We start from the raw sequence: 20201 nt of genomic DNA on the forward strand, positions 1-20201 counted from the left end.
AACAAATTTTCAGAATGCTCATACCCAGTCCTGTGCAAAATCCAGGACAACACCAAATAGAACACTAATAAAACAAGTGCCAAAAACCCATTAATATATTTATCAACAAATCTATTCATTATTCGGGGGTTACAACTGCGCTTGTAGAAGACAACTTACTTAAACCATGGTTGGTTTTTTCCCAATAAAAAGGCTTTGTAATCAATTGCCACAAGCCCATGTAGGCAGCCCTTGAGTGCATTAGCCAATAAATTGGGTTTAATATTGCAAATAATATCAATTCATAATACCGCCTTTTAAACACGGCCAGCATATTTACATATATCATCAACACATTGCCCGCAATAAAATTAAAGATGGAAATATACAATACCCAGTCGGGGAAAATAGACCGTATGAATGCAAATTTGAATATCATGTACAAAACAAAGAATGCTAGCAATATAGGATATAATAAAAAAGTAAAGGATGTGCCGCCAATAAAAAAGTTAAACCCAAAGAAACCCCTCCACCCTACTTGCCGTACCAACCTGGCAGGATTGCGCATGTGAACTAGATAGGTTTGCATATAACCTTTTATCCATCGGCTGCGCTGGCGTATCCAGTTAAAAAATTCATTGTTTGCTTCTTCTAAAGTAGTACTATTTACAACCCCTACTTTCAAGCCCCTGTCATATACACGAAGCCCCAAGTCGGCATCTTCTGTTACATTAAATGGATCCCAAGCGCCTAGTTCTATAAGGGTAGCCAATTTAAAGTGGTTTGATGTGCCACCCAAAGGAATAGGCACGTCTAATGTTTCCAGCCCACTTAGCATATAATCGAACCAATAAGAATATTCTAACGTAAACATCCTTGTAAGCAGGTTCTCATTTTTGTTAAAGTAGTTTAAGGCCCCTTGCAGTACCACAAATTCTTCGGGCAGTTTCCTAAACTGGCACACTACTTTTTTTAGCTGATCGCTATCTGGCACGTCTTCCGCGTCATAAATAGCTAGGTATTCGCCCCTAGAAAAATACAAGCCATAGTTGCAAGCTTTTGGCTTGGTTTTGGGCATGTGGAAAGGCACAACAATTACCTCGAAATTAGCTGGGAAGTCAAGGTTCCTTACTGCATTCAATGTTTTGTCGTCATCTTCTTCTATCAGTAGCTTTACATCTAGTTTTGCCCTGGGGTAGTCTAGACTACGCAGGTTCCAAATCAATTTACGGATTAGTTTATCCTCTTTATACACCGGCAATAAAATAGTATAAACCGGTAGCGTTGCCTCGTTTACGCCTTTTATTTCTTCTTTAGATACTACCTCGTGCAACTCAGACTTAGATCCAGTAAGGGCTAGGTATAGCTTGAACAATATAGAGAACAAAAAGAAAATAGAGGAAAGTAAGTTGAGGACAATAAAAGTTGGTTTAAAGAAAATGATGATAAAAATGAACCCTAAAGCCACAGACCCAAAAAGGAAATACAACTGCGGATCGGTAAAAGTGATTAATGCAGAACTTTCTGGATATTTTTTCATCAAGCTGAATACCGCTTCTTTTACAAAGAAACCGCCTCTTAACTTGTGCGACAACCAAGTAATATCTAAGTCAGATGCAGCTACAAGCTTTATCTTGCACTTAAATTTTACAACTAAACTGGTTACCAATTTTTCATCAAAAGGGTCTGCTGCGGCTACTAGTAGTTCGCCACTTCCATTTTTGCGGATAGGCAAATACAAAAAAGCATTCATGTGCGATATATCGCATTGGTTCACATACGCTTCATCTAGCTCTTCGTCACGTAAGTTTATCGCTACGTGACCTTGTTGTTCTAAGTAAACTAAATAGTCCCTGCGTACTAAAAAACCAAAGTTTAGTGCAGCTTTAATAGGCGCATAACTATAAATGTTGGCAATATTTAATACAGCATCAAGCTTTTCATCCGTAAATGAATTGCCTGTTACCATTCTATGCAATACACACTGTGCCATACATTTAGTTAACGAAGTATAATTATACTAACCTAAAACAGGTTTTCGATTATCCTTATGTTTATATTAAAAGATTGCTGGTTATGGTTGTCAGTGTGTTGCTGAAACACAACCTGAAACCTATAACCAGCAAACTGTAAGAAAAATTAAAGCTCTTTAAATGTTTCCTGAGACTCTTTTACTTTATTGCGCACAAATAAAAGGGCTAACAATACCAATACTAGCAGCAAACAAAGCAAAATCCATTTGTATTTTTCATAAAACACTTGAAAACCATTAGACTCACCCCTATAACTAACCAAATCGTTGTCTTCTGGCAGTTTAAAGAAGTAGTTGCTCTTCCCACTACTGTTTGCAATACAAACATTGCTTTCAATCTCGGTAAGCTGCGTACTAAAATTTTTAATTACGCTTTCAAAAGCGGTCTTATTGCTGCTATCCCCTCCCAAGGATGTAACCATAAGCACAGTACTGCCCCGTTCCTTAAAAATCTGTGCCATCCCACTACTAGAAAAATCATTTATATTATAAGTAATTTTCCCATCATTGTCTTTATACAATTGAAAATCTTTTGTATAGTTTACTGGCAGCTCCGTGAAATTTTTCACGAAAGGATCCGTTTTTGTAAGCAAGGCTATAACATTAAAGCCTTTTAGGTCATCCATTGTTGTTTTATCTGACGCAACAAGTGGCGGAACAATTATTTTGTTGTAATTAGGATTGAAAGGGGCGTTCAATTGGTAGAAAAGCTCGCCAACTGAAGATATGATGTTTGAGTTGTATAAGCTAGGAGAAACCAATATTTTGGTAGGTACTTTCCTAAACTCGGCAGGGAAATTGAAAAAACTATAAAACTTGTTTACCTTTTCGCCTACAAACGTAAGCGTAGAAGCTTTTACATTCACGAAAGCAAAGAAACTGCTAAAGCCTTTTTCACAAGTTTTCTCGTATGGGCGAAACCTATACTCCACTTCAAGTGTGTTGAATTTGCTTAGCATATACGGTTTCAGCTCTATGTCTTCAATAAAGTTTACCCTGTTTTTAAGGTTGGAATTATATACAAGGTTTTGATTGAGGTATATATTAATAAACCCCCTGTCATCCTGCTTAATAGCAGAAAAGAAACTTTCTAAGTGAAACGTTAGCTTGGTGGGTATTGCATTAAACTCTGTTAAAGAGAATACATACTTGCTTTTTAGCGAGCCAATTCCTTCTAATAACGACGGTGTTGCACCAAGACTTTCGAGTGAAACAATTAGCGGAGACTTGTTATCTACGTTTGAATAACCTGGAACAGCCTCGTCAATCAACATTTTTTCAGAAAAGGCGCCGCTCAGCCGTTTGTTACTGGTAAGTGCGTTGATTGCTTTTTTATAGCCTTCTGCATCTTGGCCAGTTATAACCATTACAGTCCTCATCCCCAAACCTGTGGTAACACGTGCAAGCGATATTAAGCCCTGCCCTTTGCCCATAGAGGGTATTACCTGCCTAACTGAATATGGAAGCTTGTCTGCAACACCTGTAATAACACCAAAAGGCAATGAATCATTAGAATTATATACGCCTGTATAAATGTCTTTCTGCGTGCCTTGTTTTAAAATGGTATAAATAAGGCCCCCAGCAGTTAAATCATTCAAATCTGCTGTTGCAGGAGAATAAACAGAAGTAAATTCCTGTATCCATTCTTTAAGGCTGCGTTGGTAGCCAACTATGTCCTGGCTAACTACGCTTATATAAGAACTGTTTTTTATACTCATCCACAAAGCTATATTATCTATATCACGGCACTGATCGCCGCTAATACTCATGGAAGCTGCTATTTTTAGCTTTATGAACCTTCCATCTGGCTGTAACTCAGATTGGTTCAATGGTACTTCTATCCTAAACATGGTATCGGTAGCTGTTACAGCTACCCTTTGCGTATATACTGGCAAATCTTTAACGCTTACCACAATAAACGAGGTATTTGCATCCAAAACCTGGGACGCAGAGATATTCAAAACCAGCTTACTTCGATTTATGTCGTCATCTGGTTTTACTTTTATATAATAGCTCAACGACCCCGTAATACCATTGATAGAAGCATCTTCATAGCCCATCGACTCGAACGAGCGGATTGACTGTGCTTCCAAGCTGGCCATTTTTAAAACCAACATTAAGATTAAAATAAATTTAAACCTCATTTTCATTTTCATTTTCATTTACTTAGAAAGATTAAATTCCAACCGATAAAAATTCCCTGTACTTTCATCGCTATTATATGTAAGCTTACCACCCATTTGTTCTGCTAGCGTTTTTGCTACAGAAAACCCCAAAGTAGTTTGTGTTGCAACCCCATGCGACTGGCTCAGCTCGTCTAAGCCGTTAAAAAGCTGTTCCAATTTTTTGCTACCCAAAATTTTACCTTTATTGGCTATATCCAGCACTGCTTTGTTATCTACCTTATGTAAATGGATAGATACAATAGTGTTACTTGCAGAATACCTAACTACGTTAGACATTAATTTAACCAATACCTGATCTAAAAATATTTTATCCAAATATACAATAGTAGAAGATGGGTCAATATTAAGCTGCAACTTTATTTGCTTCATGGTAGCTGCGTCAGACATGTCCATTGTAACCTGCTCTACCGCCTTCCCAAAATCAATATCAGTATAGTTATAGTCTATTTGGCTACTTTCCGATTCGGCTGAATTTGCCATTTTCTCAGATAAATACTTCAGTTTTTCGTTTCCAACACCAATATAGCCCAATATTTCCGTTTGCTCTGCTGTAAAATTTTCATTTGTCTCTTTAAGCAAGTCAAGCGACATTTGTATAGAACCTGTAAAATTCCTAAAGTCGTGCAGTATCATGTTCAAAGCGCTATACCTATACTCGCTTAGTTTATTTAGCTTCCTGTTTACCTCTTTTATTTCATTTTGCTGGTCATTAATTTTTTCATTCTGTTCTATTACCCTATTGCTGGCCACTTCTATAATCAGGTTCTTTAAAATTTCTTTTTTTGCTATCTGGTATCTGTTGAATCCAATTAAACAAGAAAAAGCAGAAAGTACAAAGAAAATGCCTCCACCATTTGCTATCAACACATCATAACCATCATATTTGTTGAACAACTTATAAAAAACAATTAATACCCCATAAGCAATTAAGCATTGTAATATAGAATAGAAAGGTTTCCAAAACACTGTTATATTCAATAATACAAAGAAAATTGAAAACAACAGGAAATACGGCAATATAGAAGAAACAGAAGCGATGGAACAAATACTGGCATAAAAAAATGTATTCAATCCTACAATAATGGATAGCGTCATCTCCGTGCCCCAGTTATTTTTTGCAAGCCCTCCATAAATGTAAAAGCAATGCGACAAAAAAACAATACAGATACGTATGGCAAACAACCACAACCAATCTGCCGACAAAAAAGAATAATCCAACAACCAAAACAGCGGTAAAGCATATATTAATGTCCAGTGTATTACATTAGCATAATATTTAGCCTTAGCTTTCATTTCCATAGAAAGGCTTTCTTGGTCTATATTTACAAAAGAAAACTTTAAATCGTTTACCATGTTGGGGGTTATACTGTCGAAATTTCAAATTTTTGTGAAAATAGAGATTAAAAATATAAAATTCATACTATTAGTAATATTTTCTGCATTTACTACGCTACTTTTTGCTAACACTGTGGATAAAAGCCAAATATATAGCAGAAATAATGCACATTTAGCAGAAATAATAGGTGCAGGGGTAAACCTGTCGCTGCTAGAGCATACATGGGAACATGCAGAAGATTTATTAAAAACAGACATGAAGCCCAAGCTGGAAGCCATTAGAAAATCTGGTTTCCAAACAGTGCGTGTACCCGTTGCCTTTGATATGTTTTTGCAGCCAAACTCGTCTAATTTGCAAATAGAATTGATAGACAAACTGGGCGAAGCCTACAACACCTGCGAAAAGCTAGGCCTCCACATGATTATAACTTACCATTATGGGAAAATATACTATGGCAGCGACAACAGGTATGCAGAAAGAGACAGGGTAATGTGGATGTGGAAGCAATTGCAAAACAAATTCAAAGGCATGGGCTACGACAAATTATTTTTTGAGCTGTACAACGAGCCAACGGAAGAAAGAAATGCGTGGAAAGAAGATGTTACCTACCTAGTAAATGGCCTGCGGTGGGAAGAAAAGGAACGCTATTATATTATTGGCGGCACCAATTACAACAATGCTGACGAATTGCTAGACCTTGGAAAACTGGAGGACGACAAAGTTTTATACACATTCCATTACTACGAGCCTTATCTGTTTACACACCAAGGAGCCGAATGGGTAAAAGACCGGACTGCCCTTAGCAATATACCTTACCCTTACGACAAAAACAAGATGCCTCCTTTGATGGACAGCACAATAGGGTCTGCAGTAGAAAAAGATTATACCAAATACCCTGCAGAAGGTACAAAAGAGTTTATGATGCTAAGGGTACGCCTGATAGCTGCCGAGTGCAAGAAAAGGAATATGCCGCTTATTTGTACTGAGACGGGCGTTATAAACCAAGTGGAAGATCAATACCGGGGCAATTATTTAGAAGATGTTACTTCCATAATGGACAACCTTGGCATACCTACTTTGCTATGGGACTATGACCAAAGGTTTAGCGTAGTAAAACCCAATGGAAAGCTACTAAAAGAAGTAAAACAATGGCTAGACAGCAAAAGATAGCCATTTATATTTTGCCATGAAGGCGGAAAGACTCGAGGGTGTATTTAACCTGTATTTTGCAGTTGACTTCGTTATGAAAGACACAAATCCAATAAAGACAAGTATTTGAGCCGAATTTTGGGTCGAAAACATAATGTACTATGGCAAGGCCAAAAAATCCAGCAAATGCTTGTGTTTGAAGTAGTTGGGGCTTGCAATAGATTTCAACTGCAAAACCCTAGTTAAAATCAAGGTGGCAAAATGTTGCTTTTTTCGATGGGCTACACCAATCGCTTATTTATGACAACCCTTCGAGGCTTTGCAGCTCTATTTGCCATAACTTCATTTTCGCTAAACTCTTTTTCTTAGTGCTATTTTGAGCCTTCGTGTCTATGTGGCTATTTTTTTTGTGACAATTCATTCAAACTTTTCAATGCTCCTTCTAGCTCTGGATATTTATAGGTAAGCCCCGCTGATTTTATTTTAGCGTTGCTTACAGTAGCACTTTTTAGTATTTCTACGCTCATTTCGCCCATGGCTAACTTAAGTACAAATGCGGGTACATGAACGGGTATAAAAAAACTGCCTTTCTCTATTTTAGCTAAGGCAATCGTAAAATTATTATTCGTTACTGGGTTAGGGGCTACAGCGTTGTATGCGCCATTCATGTTTTCATTTTCCAAGGCATAAACAAACATCCGGCACAAATCCTCAATATGTACCCAGCTAATTACTTGGTCTCCATTACCTAATATAGCTGCAATACCTACCTTCAATGGATTCTTAAACTCGGGCAATGCACCGCCTTCGTTGCTTAGCACAATGCCGATCCGCAGTTTCACTAGCCTTTTCCCCAGTTTTATTACTGGCTCCATGCTTTCCTCCCAAAGCCTACAAGTTTCCCCAAGAAAAGCATTGTCGGCAGGCTCGTTTTCCAAAAAGCCAAGCTGCTTGCTTTTGGGCGTGTCTGCCCCATACCAGCCAATGGCAGACGCACTTACAATACAGGCAACCTTATTGGGCATCGTTTTCAATGCTTTTACTATCAAGGCACTGCTCTTAACCCTGCTTTCTACAATTTCTTTTTTTCGCGTGGCACTCCACCTTTTATCGGCCACGCCAGCCCCTGCTAGGTTGATGATATAGTCTGCCTTGGCTATGGCAGCGGCATCAATGGTTTGCTTTTCCACGTCCCACAAGGCATAGCTGATGCTTGCGTGCCTTTTTGCAAAAGGCTTGCTGCGCGTGAGTATAATAACATCATATCCTTTTACTATCAGCAGCTCGGTCAGGTGCTTGCCTATCATCCCTGTGCCCCCGGCAATTAATACTTTAGCCATATTGCAAAAATACACAAAGTGCTTGGGAATACCCAGGGTATAAATGGCCATGGGTAAATCACACCCACAAGGAGGCACGAAAACACAATGCAGCATTAAGGAATTAAGCAAAAAAGAATTGTACTTTTTAGCATTTGGCGAGGTATAACCAATTTTTTTTAAATTGAAGGATCCCAAAATTTATTTTCAAAGTCTTCAATCCTGTCGTTTTGCACCTTTATGTTTTCTTTGGCAAGCAGCTCTTCCATTAACGTGGGGGTGGCAAAATGGGCTTTGCCGCTTAGCTCTCCCCTCCTATTTACCACCCTTTGTGCTGGCACGGGCGGAGTTTGGGCATGTGCCGCATTCATAGCCCAGCCTACCATTCTTGCACTTAGCTTAGTGCCTAAAAATGCTGCAATGGCACCATAGGTAGTAACTCTCCCTTCGGGTATTTGGCGTACTACATTATACACTTGTTCAAAAAAAGGCATGTCTTTTTTGCCACTTGGCAGCGTGGCGGTAAGTTTGTCTATTGCTGTTTTATTTGTTGCCACGGGCAATGAATTTTAAGTTGCAACTTAACCGTTTTGTTTCAATTAGATTTAGTAAAAATAATCAGGCTGCTTGTATATAACAAACATCCGTATTTTCGATGGATACAGGATTGCAGCAAAAAATTTAAACACTTACCATGTCTTTAAAAGAATCTATTAAAAATAACCCCCGCCTAAAAAAAATTATCCATTGGATGCTGGTACCTGCCAACGAGGCTAGGCCAAGAGGCTGGGTAAAAATGCTGGTAAACCCTTTTTTGCACAAGCGTGGCAAAGGCTCGGCTATACGCCGAAGGACAAGGATAGACGTGCTGCCGTTCAAAAAGTTTGTACTGGGCGAGCATTCTGTAATTGAAGATTTCTGCACCATTAACAATGGCGTTGGCGATTTGATTATTGGCCACCATACGCTTATTGGCATGGGCAACACCATTATTGGTCCTATTAATATTGGTAACCATGTTATTTTTGCCCAAAACATTGTTGCCAGCGCATTGAACCATGAATACAGGGATGTAACAAAACCAATACATGAACAAGCCATTTTAACCGCCCCCATTGTAATAGAAGACGAATGTTGGATTGCTGCTAATGCGGTGATTACAGCAGGTGTTACCATTGGAAAACACAGCGTAGTAGCTGCCGGGGCAGTAGTAACCAAAAGCATACCACCGTATTCTGTAGCAGTGGGCAATCCTGCCAAAGTAATAAAGCAATACGATTTTGAAAAAAAGGAGTGGGTGAGGGTAGGCATAAGTGATAAGTAATAAGTGGTAAATTATAAGTCGTGAGTCATCGAAGAATTTATCAAGCTCTTTTTGCTATTACGACTTACCACTTACCACTAAAATTACACACTCTCAGACTGGAACAATGCCGGTATTGTTCTTAATAATAGTTTTATATCGTTGCCAAAGCTGTGGTTTTCTGCGTATTTGTTGTCCAGCATTAGGCGTTCATCCTCGCTCATTTCTCCCTTTCCTCTTTTTTCTACCTGCCACAGGCCTGTAATGCCAGCTGGTGCCATAAAACGTAGGGAATATTTATCCGTGGTTAATTTTTCAGCCTCGTATAGCGGAAGCGGGCGGTTACCTACAATGCTCATGTCGCCAATTAAAACATTCCACAACTGTGGCAATTCGTCAATACTCGTGTTGCGCAGCACTTTGCCCACTTTCGTAATGCGGGGATCGTCTTTTAGCTTAAAGAATGCAGAACCTGCATTGGCTTTCCTGAAGTCGTTAAAATTCTTTTCGCACCATTGGTTGTCATCGGAAAAAAATGGCTGCTGGCATTTAGTGCCTTTTCGCATACAGTCTTCGCACAGCAATGGCGCATCTGCTACTGTTTCTTCTAATGCTTCCGGGGTAGCAGCATATTGGTTTAGGTGTTTTAAGTCTTTCAGGCGCTTGTCGGCATTTACAAACATAGACCTGAACTTGTAAAACTTAAATATTTTATAGCCAGTGCCTACCCTTAACGAATAATAAAATACCGGCCCCTTAGACTCTAGCCTTAATAAAATGATAACAATCAGCAACACCGGGGAGAGGCACAGCAAGGCCATGCTAGCAAAAAATATATCGAAAGCTCTCTTGATGGCAGGGGTTTTGAAAGCCGTGGCCTTGTCTGATTTTTCTTCCTTTTTTAGGGCTGCCCAGTTGCCGACTAAGAAATTAATCCTTGTCTCCAGCACTTTTGGCTTTACAGGCAGCTTGAACACATCTGCCACGCCAAACTTTAAGGCAACCTGCAAGGGGCTGCCACTGAAATTGTTGGTCAAAATAAAATAAGGCACATTTACAAAGTGCTTGTTTTGTAGGGTTTGCAACAGGGTAACACCATTGGGACCTAAAATTTCGCTTTCTACTATCACTGCTTTGATGGGAAGTTGCTCCCTTTCCCAACGGGAAAAAAGTTCTATGCCAGTGGCAAAAAACAATAATTCCAAATTGTTGAAGTTGCATTGCTGCAATGCCTGTATATGCTGTTTTTGAATGGCTATTAAAGCAATGTAAGATTTGCCTTTGGCTTGTACTAGGGTATCCATAAATAGCTTTAAATAGTTGAAATTTTTCCTGTCCGCCTTAAAATTGCATTGATGCGAGCCAACAATTCCCTTGGATTAAAAGGTTTTACCAAATAATCATCAGCACCTGCCTCCAAGCATTTGATCCTGGTATCGGTGCTTTCCTCGCCCGACAAAACGATAATGGGTATAGAGCTAAAAAAACCGCTTGCCCTAAGCTGGTCCAGCAGTTCGTAGCCATTCATGCGGGGTGTGTTCAAATCGGAAATAATAATGTCCACCACATTGCCCTCGTGCAAATACGATAAAGCCTCGAAACCATCCGGAAAGATGGTAACCTTGTAATTGTTGGTGTTCAAGTGGTGGCTGAGCACAAGCTGCATAGGCTTATTGTCTTCTATCACCATCACTTTTATCTGGGAAGCTGTTTCTTGCTCGCTGCTCATTTTTTTTTATTTAATATTTCTACACAGTCAGGGGTTGTTTTGCATCGGGCTATTGGCGCACAAATGATTGCAACGCTCAAATATAAAAATTTTATAGTCATCCGGTAAAATATTCGTGATAATAAACCGTGCAATTGCATGAATACTTATCTTCATTTTTCAATGTTAGTGAAAATTTATGAATAGGAACCTAACTGCTAGGAAAAGAATAGCCATGATAGCCCACGACCACAAGAAAGAAGACATCGTGCAATGGGCCACGCACAACAGGCATACACTGGCCAAGCACGAGCTATATGCCACAGGCACCACAGGCAGGCTAATAGAAGAAGCACTGGACAGGCCGGTGAAAAAATTGTTAAGTGGTCCGTTGGGCGGCGACCAGCAGATTGGCAGCCTGATAGCTACTGGCGATATAGACATCGTGGTTTTTTTCTGGGATCCCATGGAGGCACAGCCGCACGACCCCGATATAAAAGCATTGCTAAGGCTTTGCGCTGTTTGGAATATACCCATGGCTTGCGACCGCTCCACGGCCGATTTTATTATTACTTCCCCTTTCATGCACGAGGCTTACGAAGTGATTATAACAGATTATTCTGCATATTTGAAAAGGAATATTGTTTAGGGGCGATATGTTTATATGTTAGTTAGCTTTCGTGAGTAAACAAACAACTTATTACTTACCACTTACGCCTAAATTTTACCAATCCTTCTCGGCCTTCATGTCTGGGTTGGCTTTCTTTTGTTGTACTTCTTGTTGCAGCCGTTTTTCTTCTTCCCTTAGCATATTAAGTTGTTGCTCAGCCTGTTTTTTATTCATGGGCTTGTTTTGCTCTTTCTGCTGGTTCCTTTTGGGTTGCTGCTGCTGATTTTTTTGCTGGTTTTGTTTTTTTAATTCATTGATTACCATCTGCAAATTTTCACGTGTGGCTTCGTCATTGTTGTTCAACATCAACGATTTTTTAAAAGATTGCAAAGCCGCTTCCATTTGCTGCTGCTTTGCTTCGGCTACACCTTTGTTGTACAACGCTTTTGCTTGCAGCAAAGGGTCATTTGTACTATTGGCCAATGCTTCCATCTGCTTGGCAGCCTCTGCAAATTGTTGCTGGCGGTATAGGCTATTGCCGTTGTTAAATGCTGCTGCGGTGTTTTTAGTATCTTCACCCAATACTTTTTCATACGCTGCCTGCGCACCCTTATAATCGCCTTTACGGTACAGCTCGTTGCCTTTCAGTATGTTTTCAGTATTGGTTTGTGAAAAACCAGGTACTGCTATCAATAGTAGGGGAACAAGTGCAACTAGTGCCACTTTTGAACGTGGCTTGGCCTTTTGTTCGCTAATAAAACTTTCTATTAGCAGCATCAAAACAGCAACGCCTAAAAAGATAAAAGCATAAGATTTGTAATTTACATAGCCGCCCGGGTTCAAAATGGCTTTTTTCTCCATCCCGTTTAGAATTTCTGCCAAATCTGCACTTACATTGGTTGTATTGTCTAGCTGATGGTATGTGCCACCTGTAGCAATGGCTATTTGCTCCAATAGGGCTTTGTTCAACTTGGTAATAACGGTTTGCCCGTTTATGTCTCTCTTGTATTCATTTGTCCCAGGTTCTGTAATGGTGCTTCCTTCGGCAGAGCCAATGCCAACGGTGTGCACAATTACCCCTTTTTCTGCTATTGTTTTTGCCGCTTCAAGGGCTTTGTCGTCTTGGTCTTCCCCATCGGTAATTAAAATGGCTGCCTTGTATTTTTTTTCTTTCGTATTCAGGCTGTTGCTGCAAAGCGTCAAGGCACTGCCAATGTCTGTGCCTTGCAAATTGACCAAGCTGGGGTTGGCATTGCTTACAAACATTTTTGTAGCCGCAGCATCCCCCGTTAGGGGCATTTGCAGAAAAGCATGGCCTGCAAACACCACTAGGCCTATTCTATCGTTTTGCAATTGCTGGCAAAGTTGGTAAATCAGTTCTTTTGCTTTGCCTAGGCGGTTTGGCTTTTCATCTTCTGCCAGCATGCTGTTGCTTACATCCAAGGCAATTATTACATCTATGCCACTAGCCGCAGTGCCTTTGCCAGCAATGGGTTTGCGGAAGTTGGCAGCAGCTACAAGCAGCAACGCAATAGATATGAGGATAGAAATTGTTTTAAAAAGGTACTTTTTGTGCGAATAGCTGATGGTCAACTGGTTTACAAGCCTTTCATCGCCCAATAATTTCCTGGTTTTTTGCTTCCAGTTCAGCACATACAGCAGCAAGCCCACTAACGGTAGCAGCAAGGCAAGCCCGTATAAAAAAGATATGTCTTGAAATTGGAGCATGGTTAAATATTAATGATTTTTTCAGCCATTGCAATAAAATATTCTGCTGCTGCAATGGCATTCGTAATATCTATAGTAGAAAGTGGGAGCTTAACATTTGGATACAGTATTTCCACGCCATATTATTTTGGCCGAACCTATATCATGGTATGCTTTTTCCATCCATTGCAATGCCATTTCAAGGTTTTCTTTCATACAATACTTTTGAAGTGGGGATTGCTGATTTTAAAAATGAATAGGGGCTGTTTGCTTCAAGGTCAAACTCGCTGGGTGTATAAAACAATATATCCAGCGGCACTTGCGACCCTATTAATGCCATCCGTGTTTCATAGCTCCTTTGCATCCTCGGCAAGGTCGATTCTTTAATAACAAGAAAATCAAGATCGCTATCCACTGTTGGGTTTCCATTGGCATAAGAGCCAAACAAGATTAACTTATCGGGGTCAGAGGCTTTGATAATAATTTCTGCTATTTCGTTTATTTTCTCTGACGTGTACAATTGCAATGTGTTTGTTGCTTCCATAACTACATATTTTACTTAAACGCAGTGTAAATATAAGCCTTTCTCCTAAAAGCGGGTTACTACTCAGGTGAGAGTTTGGTTAATATGCCACAACGGCACGAAGACACAAAGAGGCACAAAGTTTTAAAGGAAGAATAAGAAAAGAAAAAGAAGAAAAATGATGTTATCAATATCTTCCAAACTTTTTTTCTTCGTGCATCTTCGTGTTTTTGTGCCTTTGTGGCTAAGCAAGGGGCACTTATATATCGTGTCTACCACGCTTTACTTCTTACTCCCCTTCTTTTTAGGGGCATTATATGCAATAAGCGCAGGCTCAAATAAATGTACTACACAAGTAACTACGCCCCATGCACTATATGCAGTGAACTCCTGAAGCATGATATTGCGGTGGTTTTTGTTTGCGGCCTCCAGCCAATAATTGCCTGCCAATTGGCGGTAATACCTCACAAGCAATTCGCCATCTACAGCAGCCACAATTATTTTTCCCGGCGCAGCTTTTATGCTCCTGTCCACTATCAGCACATCGCCGTTGCTAATGCCAGCACCCAACATGGCATCGCTGTCCATCTTAAAAAAGAATGTGGCTGGCTTGTTCATGATCAGTTGTTCGTTCAGGTCTATGCCCCGTTCGGCATAGTCGTCTGCCGCGGCCCCAAACCCAGTGGCGTTGGCTGTTTGCACGTCATCTTGGCTAAATTTTTTTGTGCCGTTGTAAGTTGTATTGTATAAGCCCTCTTGTAACATAGCTTGTATTTTATTGCTAAATTAGTTAGTTTTTAAATAGCAAAATAATTTAGCAATAAGTGAGTAAAAAAATATTTTAAAAAAAAAATTGCTTATAACGGGTATTTTTTGTTATCAGTAATTTGTTTCCTTGTTACAAGTAGTATCTACCCATTGGCTCTTTTTCTGGCTTCTCGGTTTGTTTTGTATTTAAAACAATTAAAGAAAGTAAAGTTTGGTTACTAACAGGGTTCAGGCAGTGGGATAGTATTATAATTCGCAAATAACGAAAGCCCTGTTTGATGTAAGCTATTGGTATCTTTACTAGTACAACAAGTTTTTAATGAAAACAAACAAGCAAGCATCAGTATTTTTATTTGGGATTATTTTGATAATAGGAGGTATTTTCCATTTTTTAAAACCACTTGTATATTTCCCATTTATACCAGATTTCTTGCCAAAATATTTGGTCAACTACTTGGCAGGGGCAGTAGAAATAGTATTGGGCATTGGTGTTTTTGTTCCAAAGCTGGCTTCAATAGCAGCTTATGGCATATTCCTGTTGATGATTGCTTTCCTGCCTTTGCATATGGCTGATGTATTTAAGCTGCATCCAGCTATTGGCAGCCACGCCATTGCATTAATCCGGTTGCCAATGCAATTTCTGCTCATCTGGTGGGCATGGGCTAATTATAGGTTACTTTATCAATCCTAGCAGCCCGCCATTTCCTTGTTCTTCTTTTACCAGCACCTTGTCTATTCGGTGGTTGTCCATATCTACAATTTCAAAGTCGTATCCACGCCAGGAGAAAGTGTCTCCTGTCTTGGGTATTTCCTGCAGCTCGGTTAATATAAAGCCTGCAAGCGTGTCAAATTCTTGGTCTATCTCGTCTATCCATTCGGTTTTGTCAATATGTTTCAGGAAGTCGTAAAAAGATAATTGCGCGTCAATCAAAAAACTGCCATCTGGGCGTTCTGTAATTTCATACGCTTCCTCGTCAGGCTGGGGTATATCGCCCACAATGGCTTCCAATATATCGTTTAGCGTTATCAAGCCTTCCACGCTGCCATATTCGTTTACTATAAAGCAATGGTGTATTTTAGTGCCTTTAAATTTTTCCAATACCTGATAAGCGGTATTATTTTCGGGCACATACATGGGTTGCTTGATGATGCTTTCAAGCAGCACGCCCGCATCGGCCGTAAACAATTCCTTGATGGTTACAAAACCTTTTATTTTATCGATGCTGCCCTCGCATACAGGGTAAACCGAGTGCATGGCTTCTTTCAGTTTGCCCTTTACTTCGCCTACGGTTTTGGTAGCCTCCAACCACTCTATATCGCTGCGGTGCGTCATCAGGCTGGTAATATTCCGGTCACTCAGGTGAAAAACCCGTTCTATTATTTCTTGCTCGGCTTCCTCAATAGTGCCTTGCTCAGTCCCTTCGCTGATGATGGCTTTTATTTCTTCTTCCGTTACAGATGTGTCGTTGTGCTTAATGCCTAGGATATTTACTAAGAAATCAGAAGAATGGTTTAGCAGCCACAAAAAAGGAAAAGTAATAGTAGATAATACCTGCATGGGGCCCGCCACAATTTTGGCTATGGCTTCTGGATTGCTCAGCCCAATGCGCTTAGGCACCAGCTCGCCCAATACCAATGACACATAAGTAATTACTATCAGCATCAACACTTTAGATATTGAGTTGATGTATGGCTTTACTACGGGAAAATGCTGCAGCCAATCTGCTATATGCTGCTTAATGCCCTCTTCGGCATAAATACCTAGCAAGATGCTAATTAAAGTAATGCCAATTTGCACCGTGGCTATAAAAGTATCGGGGCGGTTGGTAAGCAGCAAAGCCCGGCGGGCTTTTTTGTCGCCTTTGTTAGCCTGTGCTTCCAGCCTAGCTTTTCGGGCAGATACAAGCGATATTTCGGCCATGGCAAACAATCCATTGAGCAACACCAAGCCAATTATGATTAAAAATTCTATCATTTCGAGTTAAAAATATATATCTTATTTGCTAAGATAGGGGTTAGAACGGCACTATGTATCAGGAATTATTAACGGATAATGGATTGCGACCCGCCTGTTGTAAAAAGAAGCCACCATATAGCCAATGCCACAGCCCAGCAAAGCACCCACAAAAACATCTAAAGGGTAGTGTACGCCCACATAAATTTGGCCATAAGAAATGCTGGCTGCCCAAAAGTATAAAGGCCATTTGAATTTATTGATAAATGGTTTTAATGTTTGCAAAAGGAACATGGCAAAACCAAAATGGTTGGTGGCATGGGATGAAGTAAAGCTATAGCCTCCAGAACAATGGTCGAGCAAAAGCCTTACGTTAAACTGCAAATAAGGGTCAGCACAAGGGCGCAGTCGCATAAACTGGTGCTTGAAAAAAGTACTGCTTATTTGATCAGACAACATAATATTGAAAATAACAAACAACAGCCAAGGCCAAACACGTTTGCCAAAATTCAAGAATAGGAACACTAAAATAAACAAGTAAAGCGGCACCCATGTAGTGCTTTCCCTGTACCAAGGGTAAATGCTATCCAGCCAAGGGGTGGTGAACTTGGAATTGATGAGCTGGAACAGTTTTTTGTCGGCTTGGATTAAAGCATCTATCCAATGAGCGGATGAAACTTCTATTATTTGGGAAAACAATTGCATGGCGTAAAGATAATAGCTCTTTTATAATGTGGATAATAACAGCTAGGCAAGGGGTGCATTTCAAATCTTCGCTTTTTATGGGCCTTTTTTTGAAGAGGCTTTACTATTTGATTGTGAAAGCCCCACCCTAAATCCCGACCTCACCCGAACCCGCTCCAAAGGGAGAGTAGGGCAAGAACAAGGGAAAGCGAGCAAGAACAAAGGAGGGGAATGCGAAGGCTTAAGCGAATACTTCAACTGGGTTATTTTTTGTTTTTCGGTGGTTTATTTTTTTTGCTATTTCCCTTTTTTTTGCATTTAACTCATTGATATTCAGTTGTTTATGTTTTTTTTGGCCTCATTTTTTATTATAATTTAAGTGAATTTTATGATAATTTATTGATAATGGAATGATAGTTTTATTATAGTAGAATGATAATTTATTGATAAGAAACCTATAAGATTTTGATGGTGGATTATCATTTTCCCAAGACAACTAATATCCGATGCAGGAGGCAAGGCCAAGATGCCCCTAGTTGCTCCTGTAATGTAAAAGTCGGATACATAAGTATATAGCCCAAAATAAAAATCCTATATGGGGGAAATATGCCCCCATGAGCATCCCAAAATTCCCCCATATAGGATGCTTGCTGGCAGCAAACAGCAGGGATTGACTTATTACAAGAATAAATATTTCGTACTTCTGCCAAATTGAAAACAACAAAAAAGCGAAATTTTGAAATGCACCCTTGAAAAGGTGTTTCAAAAATATATGGCAAGATAGAGTTTGTGTAATAGTTTACTAAGTATAAAGCAAAACTGGTGGGTAGCCAATAAAATTATTTTGTGTAATTGGTGTATATATTTACCAAATATTTTGGCAAAATGCAAATTATAAAAGCTTCACCTATTTTTTTAAATTAGAACATCATGTCTTACTGTGCCGCAATAGAATATATGCCGGAGGAAAGGAAGGCATTGCACAAAGCCTACCACGACACATTATATGGCTTCCCTATACACGATGACAACGAATTGTTTTGTCGCTTGGTGCTGGAAATAAATCAGGCTGGCCTTAGCTGGGAAACAATATTGAAAAAAGAAGCCACTTTCAGGAAGGCATACCACAATTTCAACATAGAAAAGGTAGCTGCTTATACCGAGGCAGACAGGGAACGCTTGATGGCAGACCCAGGCATTATACGCAACAGGCTAAAAATAAACGCTGCCATAGAAAATGCAAAAACCATATTGGCTTTGCAAAAAGAACATGGCTCTTTTGAAAAATGGATAGCAGCGCACCACCCCAAGACAAAAGAGGAATGGGTAAAACTGTTTAAGAAAACTTTCCGCTTTACAGGCGGCGAAATTGTAAACGAATTTTTGATGAGCACAGGGCATTTGCCGGGGGCACATACGCCGGATTGCATTATTTATAAAGAGGTAATGCAGAAGGAACCCATGTGGGCCAGGCAATAAATCCACATATTATTTAACTAAACCTAGTTACAGCTACATCTAGGCAAAATGGCACAAACTTCCGTAGACGTAGGGGCTTGGCTTGCCTCTGACCTTTCCTAAACTGGGCATGCCCAGCCCATTCCGCAATATCGCTTACCCCACCCTTTTTACAATTAAAGCATTTTGAATAAGGGCAAACATCCCAATTTATATACAAAAACCCAAATATCACAATCAGGGCAGGGGCAAGCCCAGCCACTACAGGGCAAACGCATCTAAATTTATTAGAGGTAAGATTTGCGCATTGACACCAGTAATTGCACAAGCCACCTCATTTTATGGGGTTCCGTCGAAGACGGAATTGAAAAAATCGGCACGAAATTTTTTTCAAAGCATAAAATGGAGTGGTGGTGCAATTACGAAGCCCGCCAGCTGTGAGGCAAAATTCCTTAAACTGAAATACTGTAGAATTAGATAGGCAATTTGGCATAAAATAATTTTGATGCGCTTGCCCTACCAGCCCCTACGTTCACCACGCTGCCTCAAAGTGATTTATAATTGTTAAAGAGCAGATACTCCTCAAATCATAACTTATAATTCATAACTCATAACTACTTACTTCCTACTTTTGTAGTGGACAATTTAATTTTCATTTTTTAAAACCATACAATTATGTCTTTTACCTTACCGGCATTGCCTTATGCACTAGATGCCTTGGAACCATTTATTGATGCTACTACCATGCAAATACACCATGGCAAGCACCACCAAGCATACGTTGACAATTTAAACAAAGCCATTGCTGGCACGCCAAACGAAGGCAAAACACTGGAAGAATTAGTAGCAGTAGCTGGTACTATTTCCCCAGCCGTTCGCAACAATGGCGGTGGCCATTGGAACCATACTTTTTTCTGGGAAAGCCTTGCCCCGCACACTGGCAGCAGCTTGCCTACTGGTGCAATAGCCGATGCTATTACTGCTGCTTTTGGCAGTTTCGATGTATTTAAAGAAAAATTTGCAGCTGCTGGTGCTACCCGTTTTGGTAGTGGCTGGGCTTGGCTGATAGTAAAAGATGGCAAGCTGGAAATAAGCTCTACACCCAACCAAGACAACCCATTGATGGACGTTGCCGAGGTAAAAGGGACACCAATTTTGGGCGTTGATGTTTGGGAACATGCATATTACCTGAAATACCAAAACCGCCGCCCGGAATATTTGGGTGCTATCTGGAACGTGATTAATTGGGCAAAAGTAGCTGAGCGTTTTGCTGCTTCTAAATAAAAAATAGCCACAAAGGCACGAAGGCTCAAAGTGGCACGAAGGAAATAAGAATAAAAAAAAGCCGCTCCGTTTTATAATGGGGGCGGCTTTTTTTCTGCCATGAAGACGCCAAGCCTCAAAGAAGCACTAAGAAAAAGAAAGAAAAAGGGATTACTTTCTTTCTTTGTTACTACTCAGGTATTATTTATATCCCATGTATTT

At 39.9% G+C, this 20201-nt stretch carries 17 protein-coding genes and 1 pseudogene; 6 read left to right on the forward strand and 12 right to left on the reverse strand.

What is annotated here, in order from left to right; translation table 11 throughout:
* Positions 1-118: 118 nt before the first annotated feature.
* The 3 genes from ACHFIY_RS09150 to ACHFIY_RS09160 all read right to left on the reverse strand — a co-directional run bounded on the left by ACHFIY_RS09150 (position 119) and on the right by ACHFIY_RS09160 (position 5550).
* Positions 119-1972 carry a glycosyltransferase family 2 protein gene (locus tag ACHFIY_RS09150; protein ID WP_410845780.1) on the reverse strand — a complete coding sequence of 618 codons (1854 nt, stop codon included), beginning with the start codon at positions 1970-1972 and terminating at the stop codon, positions 119-121.
* 146 nt (positions 1973-2118) lie between these two features.
* The gene (locus ACHFIY_RS09155; RefSeq protein ID WP_410845781.1) at positions 2119-4128 is read right to left on the reverse strand and encodes a cellulose biosynthesis cyclic di-GMP-binding regulatory protein BcsB; all 2010 of its coding nucleotides are present in this window, start codon (positions 4126-4128) and stop codon (positions 2119-2121) included.
* Positions 4129-4173: 45 nt separating this feature from the next.
* On the reverse strand, positions 4174-5550 hold the full coding sequence (locus ACHFIY_RS09160) for a sensor histidine kinase (RefSeq protein WP_410845782.1): 1377 nt from the start codon (positions 5548-5550) through the stop codon (positions 4174-4176).
* 115 nt (positions 5551-5665) lie between these two features.
* Between ACHFIY_RS09160 and ACHFIY_RS09165 the strand changes: the two genes are divergently transcribed.
* Positions 5666-6703 carry a glycoside hydrolase family 5 protein gene (locus ACHFIY_RS09165; protein ID WP_410845783.1) on the forward strand — a complete coding sequence of 346 codons (1038 nt, stop codon included), beginning with the start codon at positions 5666-5668 and terminating at the stop codon, positions 6701-6703.
* Positions 6704-7080: 377 nt separating this feature from the next.
* Here the strand turns inward: ACHFIY_RS09165 and ACHFIY_RS09170 are convergent, their stop codons facing one another.
* Both ACHFIY_RS09170 and ACHFIY_RS09175 read right to left on the reverse strand, forming a co-directional pair.
* Positions 7081-8022, reverse strand: a complete 942-nt coding sequence (locus tag ACHFIY_RS09170) for a TIGR01777 family oxidoreductase (protein WP_410845784.1) — start codon at positions 8020-8022, stop codon at positions 7081-7083.
* A gap of 158 nt (positions 8023-8180) precedes the next feature.
* Positions 8181-8558, reverse strand: a complete 378-nt coding sequence (locus ACHFIY_RS09175) for an MGMT family protein (RefSeq protein WP_410845785.1) — start codon at positions 8556-8558, stop codon at positions 8181-8183.
* 137 nt (positions 8559-8695) lie between these two features.
* On the opposite strand from ACHFIY_RS09175, the gene ACHFIY_RS09180 reads away from it, so the two are divergent.
* Positions 8696-9325, forward strand: a complete 630-nt coding sequence (locus tag ACHFIY_RS09180; RefSeq protein ID WP_410845786.1) for an acyltransferase — start codon at positions 8696-8698, stop codon at positions 9323-9325.
* An 83-nt stretch (positions 9326-9408) separates the two neighbouring features.
* On the opposite strand, the gene ACHFIY_RS09185 is transcribed toward ACHFIY_RS09180, so the two are convergent.
* Together ACHFIY_RS09185 and ACHFIY_RS09190 are read right to left on the reverse strand one after the other, a co-directional pair.
* Positions 9409-10608: a sugar transferase gene (locus tag ACHFIY_RS09185; RefSeq protein WP_410845787.1), complete on the reverse strand. Its 1200-nt coding sequence runs from the start codon at positions 10606-10608 to the stop codon at positions 9409-9411.
* Between the two features lie 26 nt (positions 10609-10634).
* A pseudogene (locus tag ACHFIY_RS09190) lies at positions 10635-11033 on the reverse strand (response regulator transcription factor); the annotation flags it as partial.
* Positions 11034-11211: 178 nt separating this feature from the next.
* On the opposite strand from ACHFIY_RS09190, the gene ACHFIY_RS09195 reads away from it, so the two are divergent.
* On the forward strand, positions 11212-11661 hold the full coding sequence (locus tag ACHFIY_RS09195; protein ID WP_410845789.1) for a methylglyoxal synthase: 450 nt from the start codon (positions 11212-11214) through the stop codon (positions 11659-11661).
* A 75-nt stretch (positions 11662-11736) separates the two neighbouring features.
* Here ACHFIY_RS09195 and ACHFIY_RS09200 read toward each other — a convergent pair whose 3' ends face one another.
* From ACHFIY_RS09200 to ACHFIY_RS09210, 3 genes are all read right to left on the reverse strand, one after another.
* Positions 11737-13350, reverse strand: coding sequence for a VWA domain-containing protein (locus ACHFIY_RS09200; RefSeq protein ID WP_410845790.1), 1614 nt, complete (start codon positions 13348-13350; stop codon positions 11737-11739).
* A 178-nt stretch (positions 13351-13528) separates the two neighbouring features.
* On the reverse strand, positions 13529-13873 hold the full coding sequence (locus tag ACHFIY_RS09205; RefSeq protein ID WP_410845791.1) for a nucleotidyltransferase domain-containing protein: 345 nt from the start codon (positions 13871-13873) through the stop codon (positions 13529-13531).
* A 261-nt stretch (positions 13874-14134) separates the two neighbouring features.
* Positions 14135-14617 (reverse strand): LexA family protein, encoded by a 483-nt coding sequence (locus tag ACHFIY_RS09210; protein WP_410845792.1) that lies wholly within the window; start codon positions 14615-14617, stop codon positions 14135-14137.
* 322 nt (positions 14618-14939) lie between these two features.
* On the opposite strand from ACHFIY_RS09210, the gene ACHFIY_RS09215 reads away from it, so the two are divergent.
* Positions 14940-15311, forward strand: a complete 372-nt coding sequence (locus ACHFIY_RS09215) for a DoxX family protein (RefSeq protein WP_410845793.1) — start codon at positions 14940-14942, stop codon at positions 15309-15311.
* Here the strand turns inward: ACHFIY_RS09215 and ACHFIY_RS09220 are convergent.
* Positions 15294-16595, reverse strand: coding sequence for a hemolysin family protein (locus ACHFIY_RS09220; protein WP_410845794.1), 1302 nt, complete (start codon positions 16593-16595; stop codon positions 15294-15296). The two genes, ACHFIY_RS09215 and ACHFIY_RS09220, sit on opposite strands and share 18 nt — an antisense overlap.
* A 51-nt stretch (positions 16596-16646) precedes the next feature.
* A complete protein-coding gene (locus tag ACHFIY_RS09225) occupies positions 16647-17279 on the reverse strand; it encodes a phosphatase PAP2 family protein (protein ID WP_410845795.1) in 633 nt (210 codons plus the stop codon).
* 909 nt (positions 17280-18188) lie between these two features.
* Here ACHFIY_RS09225 and ACHFIY_RS09230 point away from each other — a divergent pair.
* Both ACHFIY_RS09230 and ACHFIY_RS09235 read left to right on the forward strand, forming a co-directional pair.
* On the forward strand, positions 18189-18737 hold the full coding sequence (locus tag ACHFIY_RS09230) for a DNA-3-methyladenine glycosylase I (RefSeq protein WP_410845796.1): 549 nt from the start codon (positions 18189-18191) through the stop codon (positions 18735-18737).
* A gap of 654 nt (positions 18738-19391) precedes the next feature.
* Positions 19392-20000, forward strand: a complete 609-nt coding sequence (locus tag ACHFIY_RS09235; RefSeq protein ID WP_410845797.1) for a superoxide dismutase — start codon at positions 19392-19394, stop codon at positions 19998-20000.
* Positions 20001-20201: the final 201 nt, after the last annotated feature.

The organism is Parasediminibacterium schistidii, assembly GCF_046546515.1.
Lineage (GTDB): Bacteria > Bacteroidota > Bacteroidia > Chitinophagales > Chitinophagaceae > Parasediminibacterium.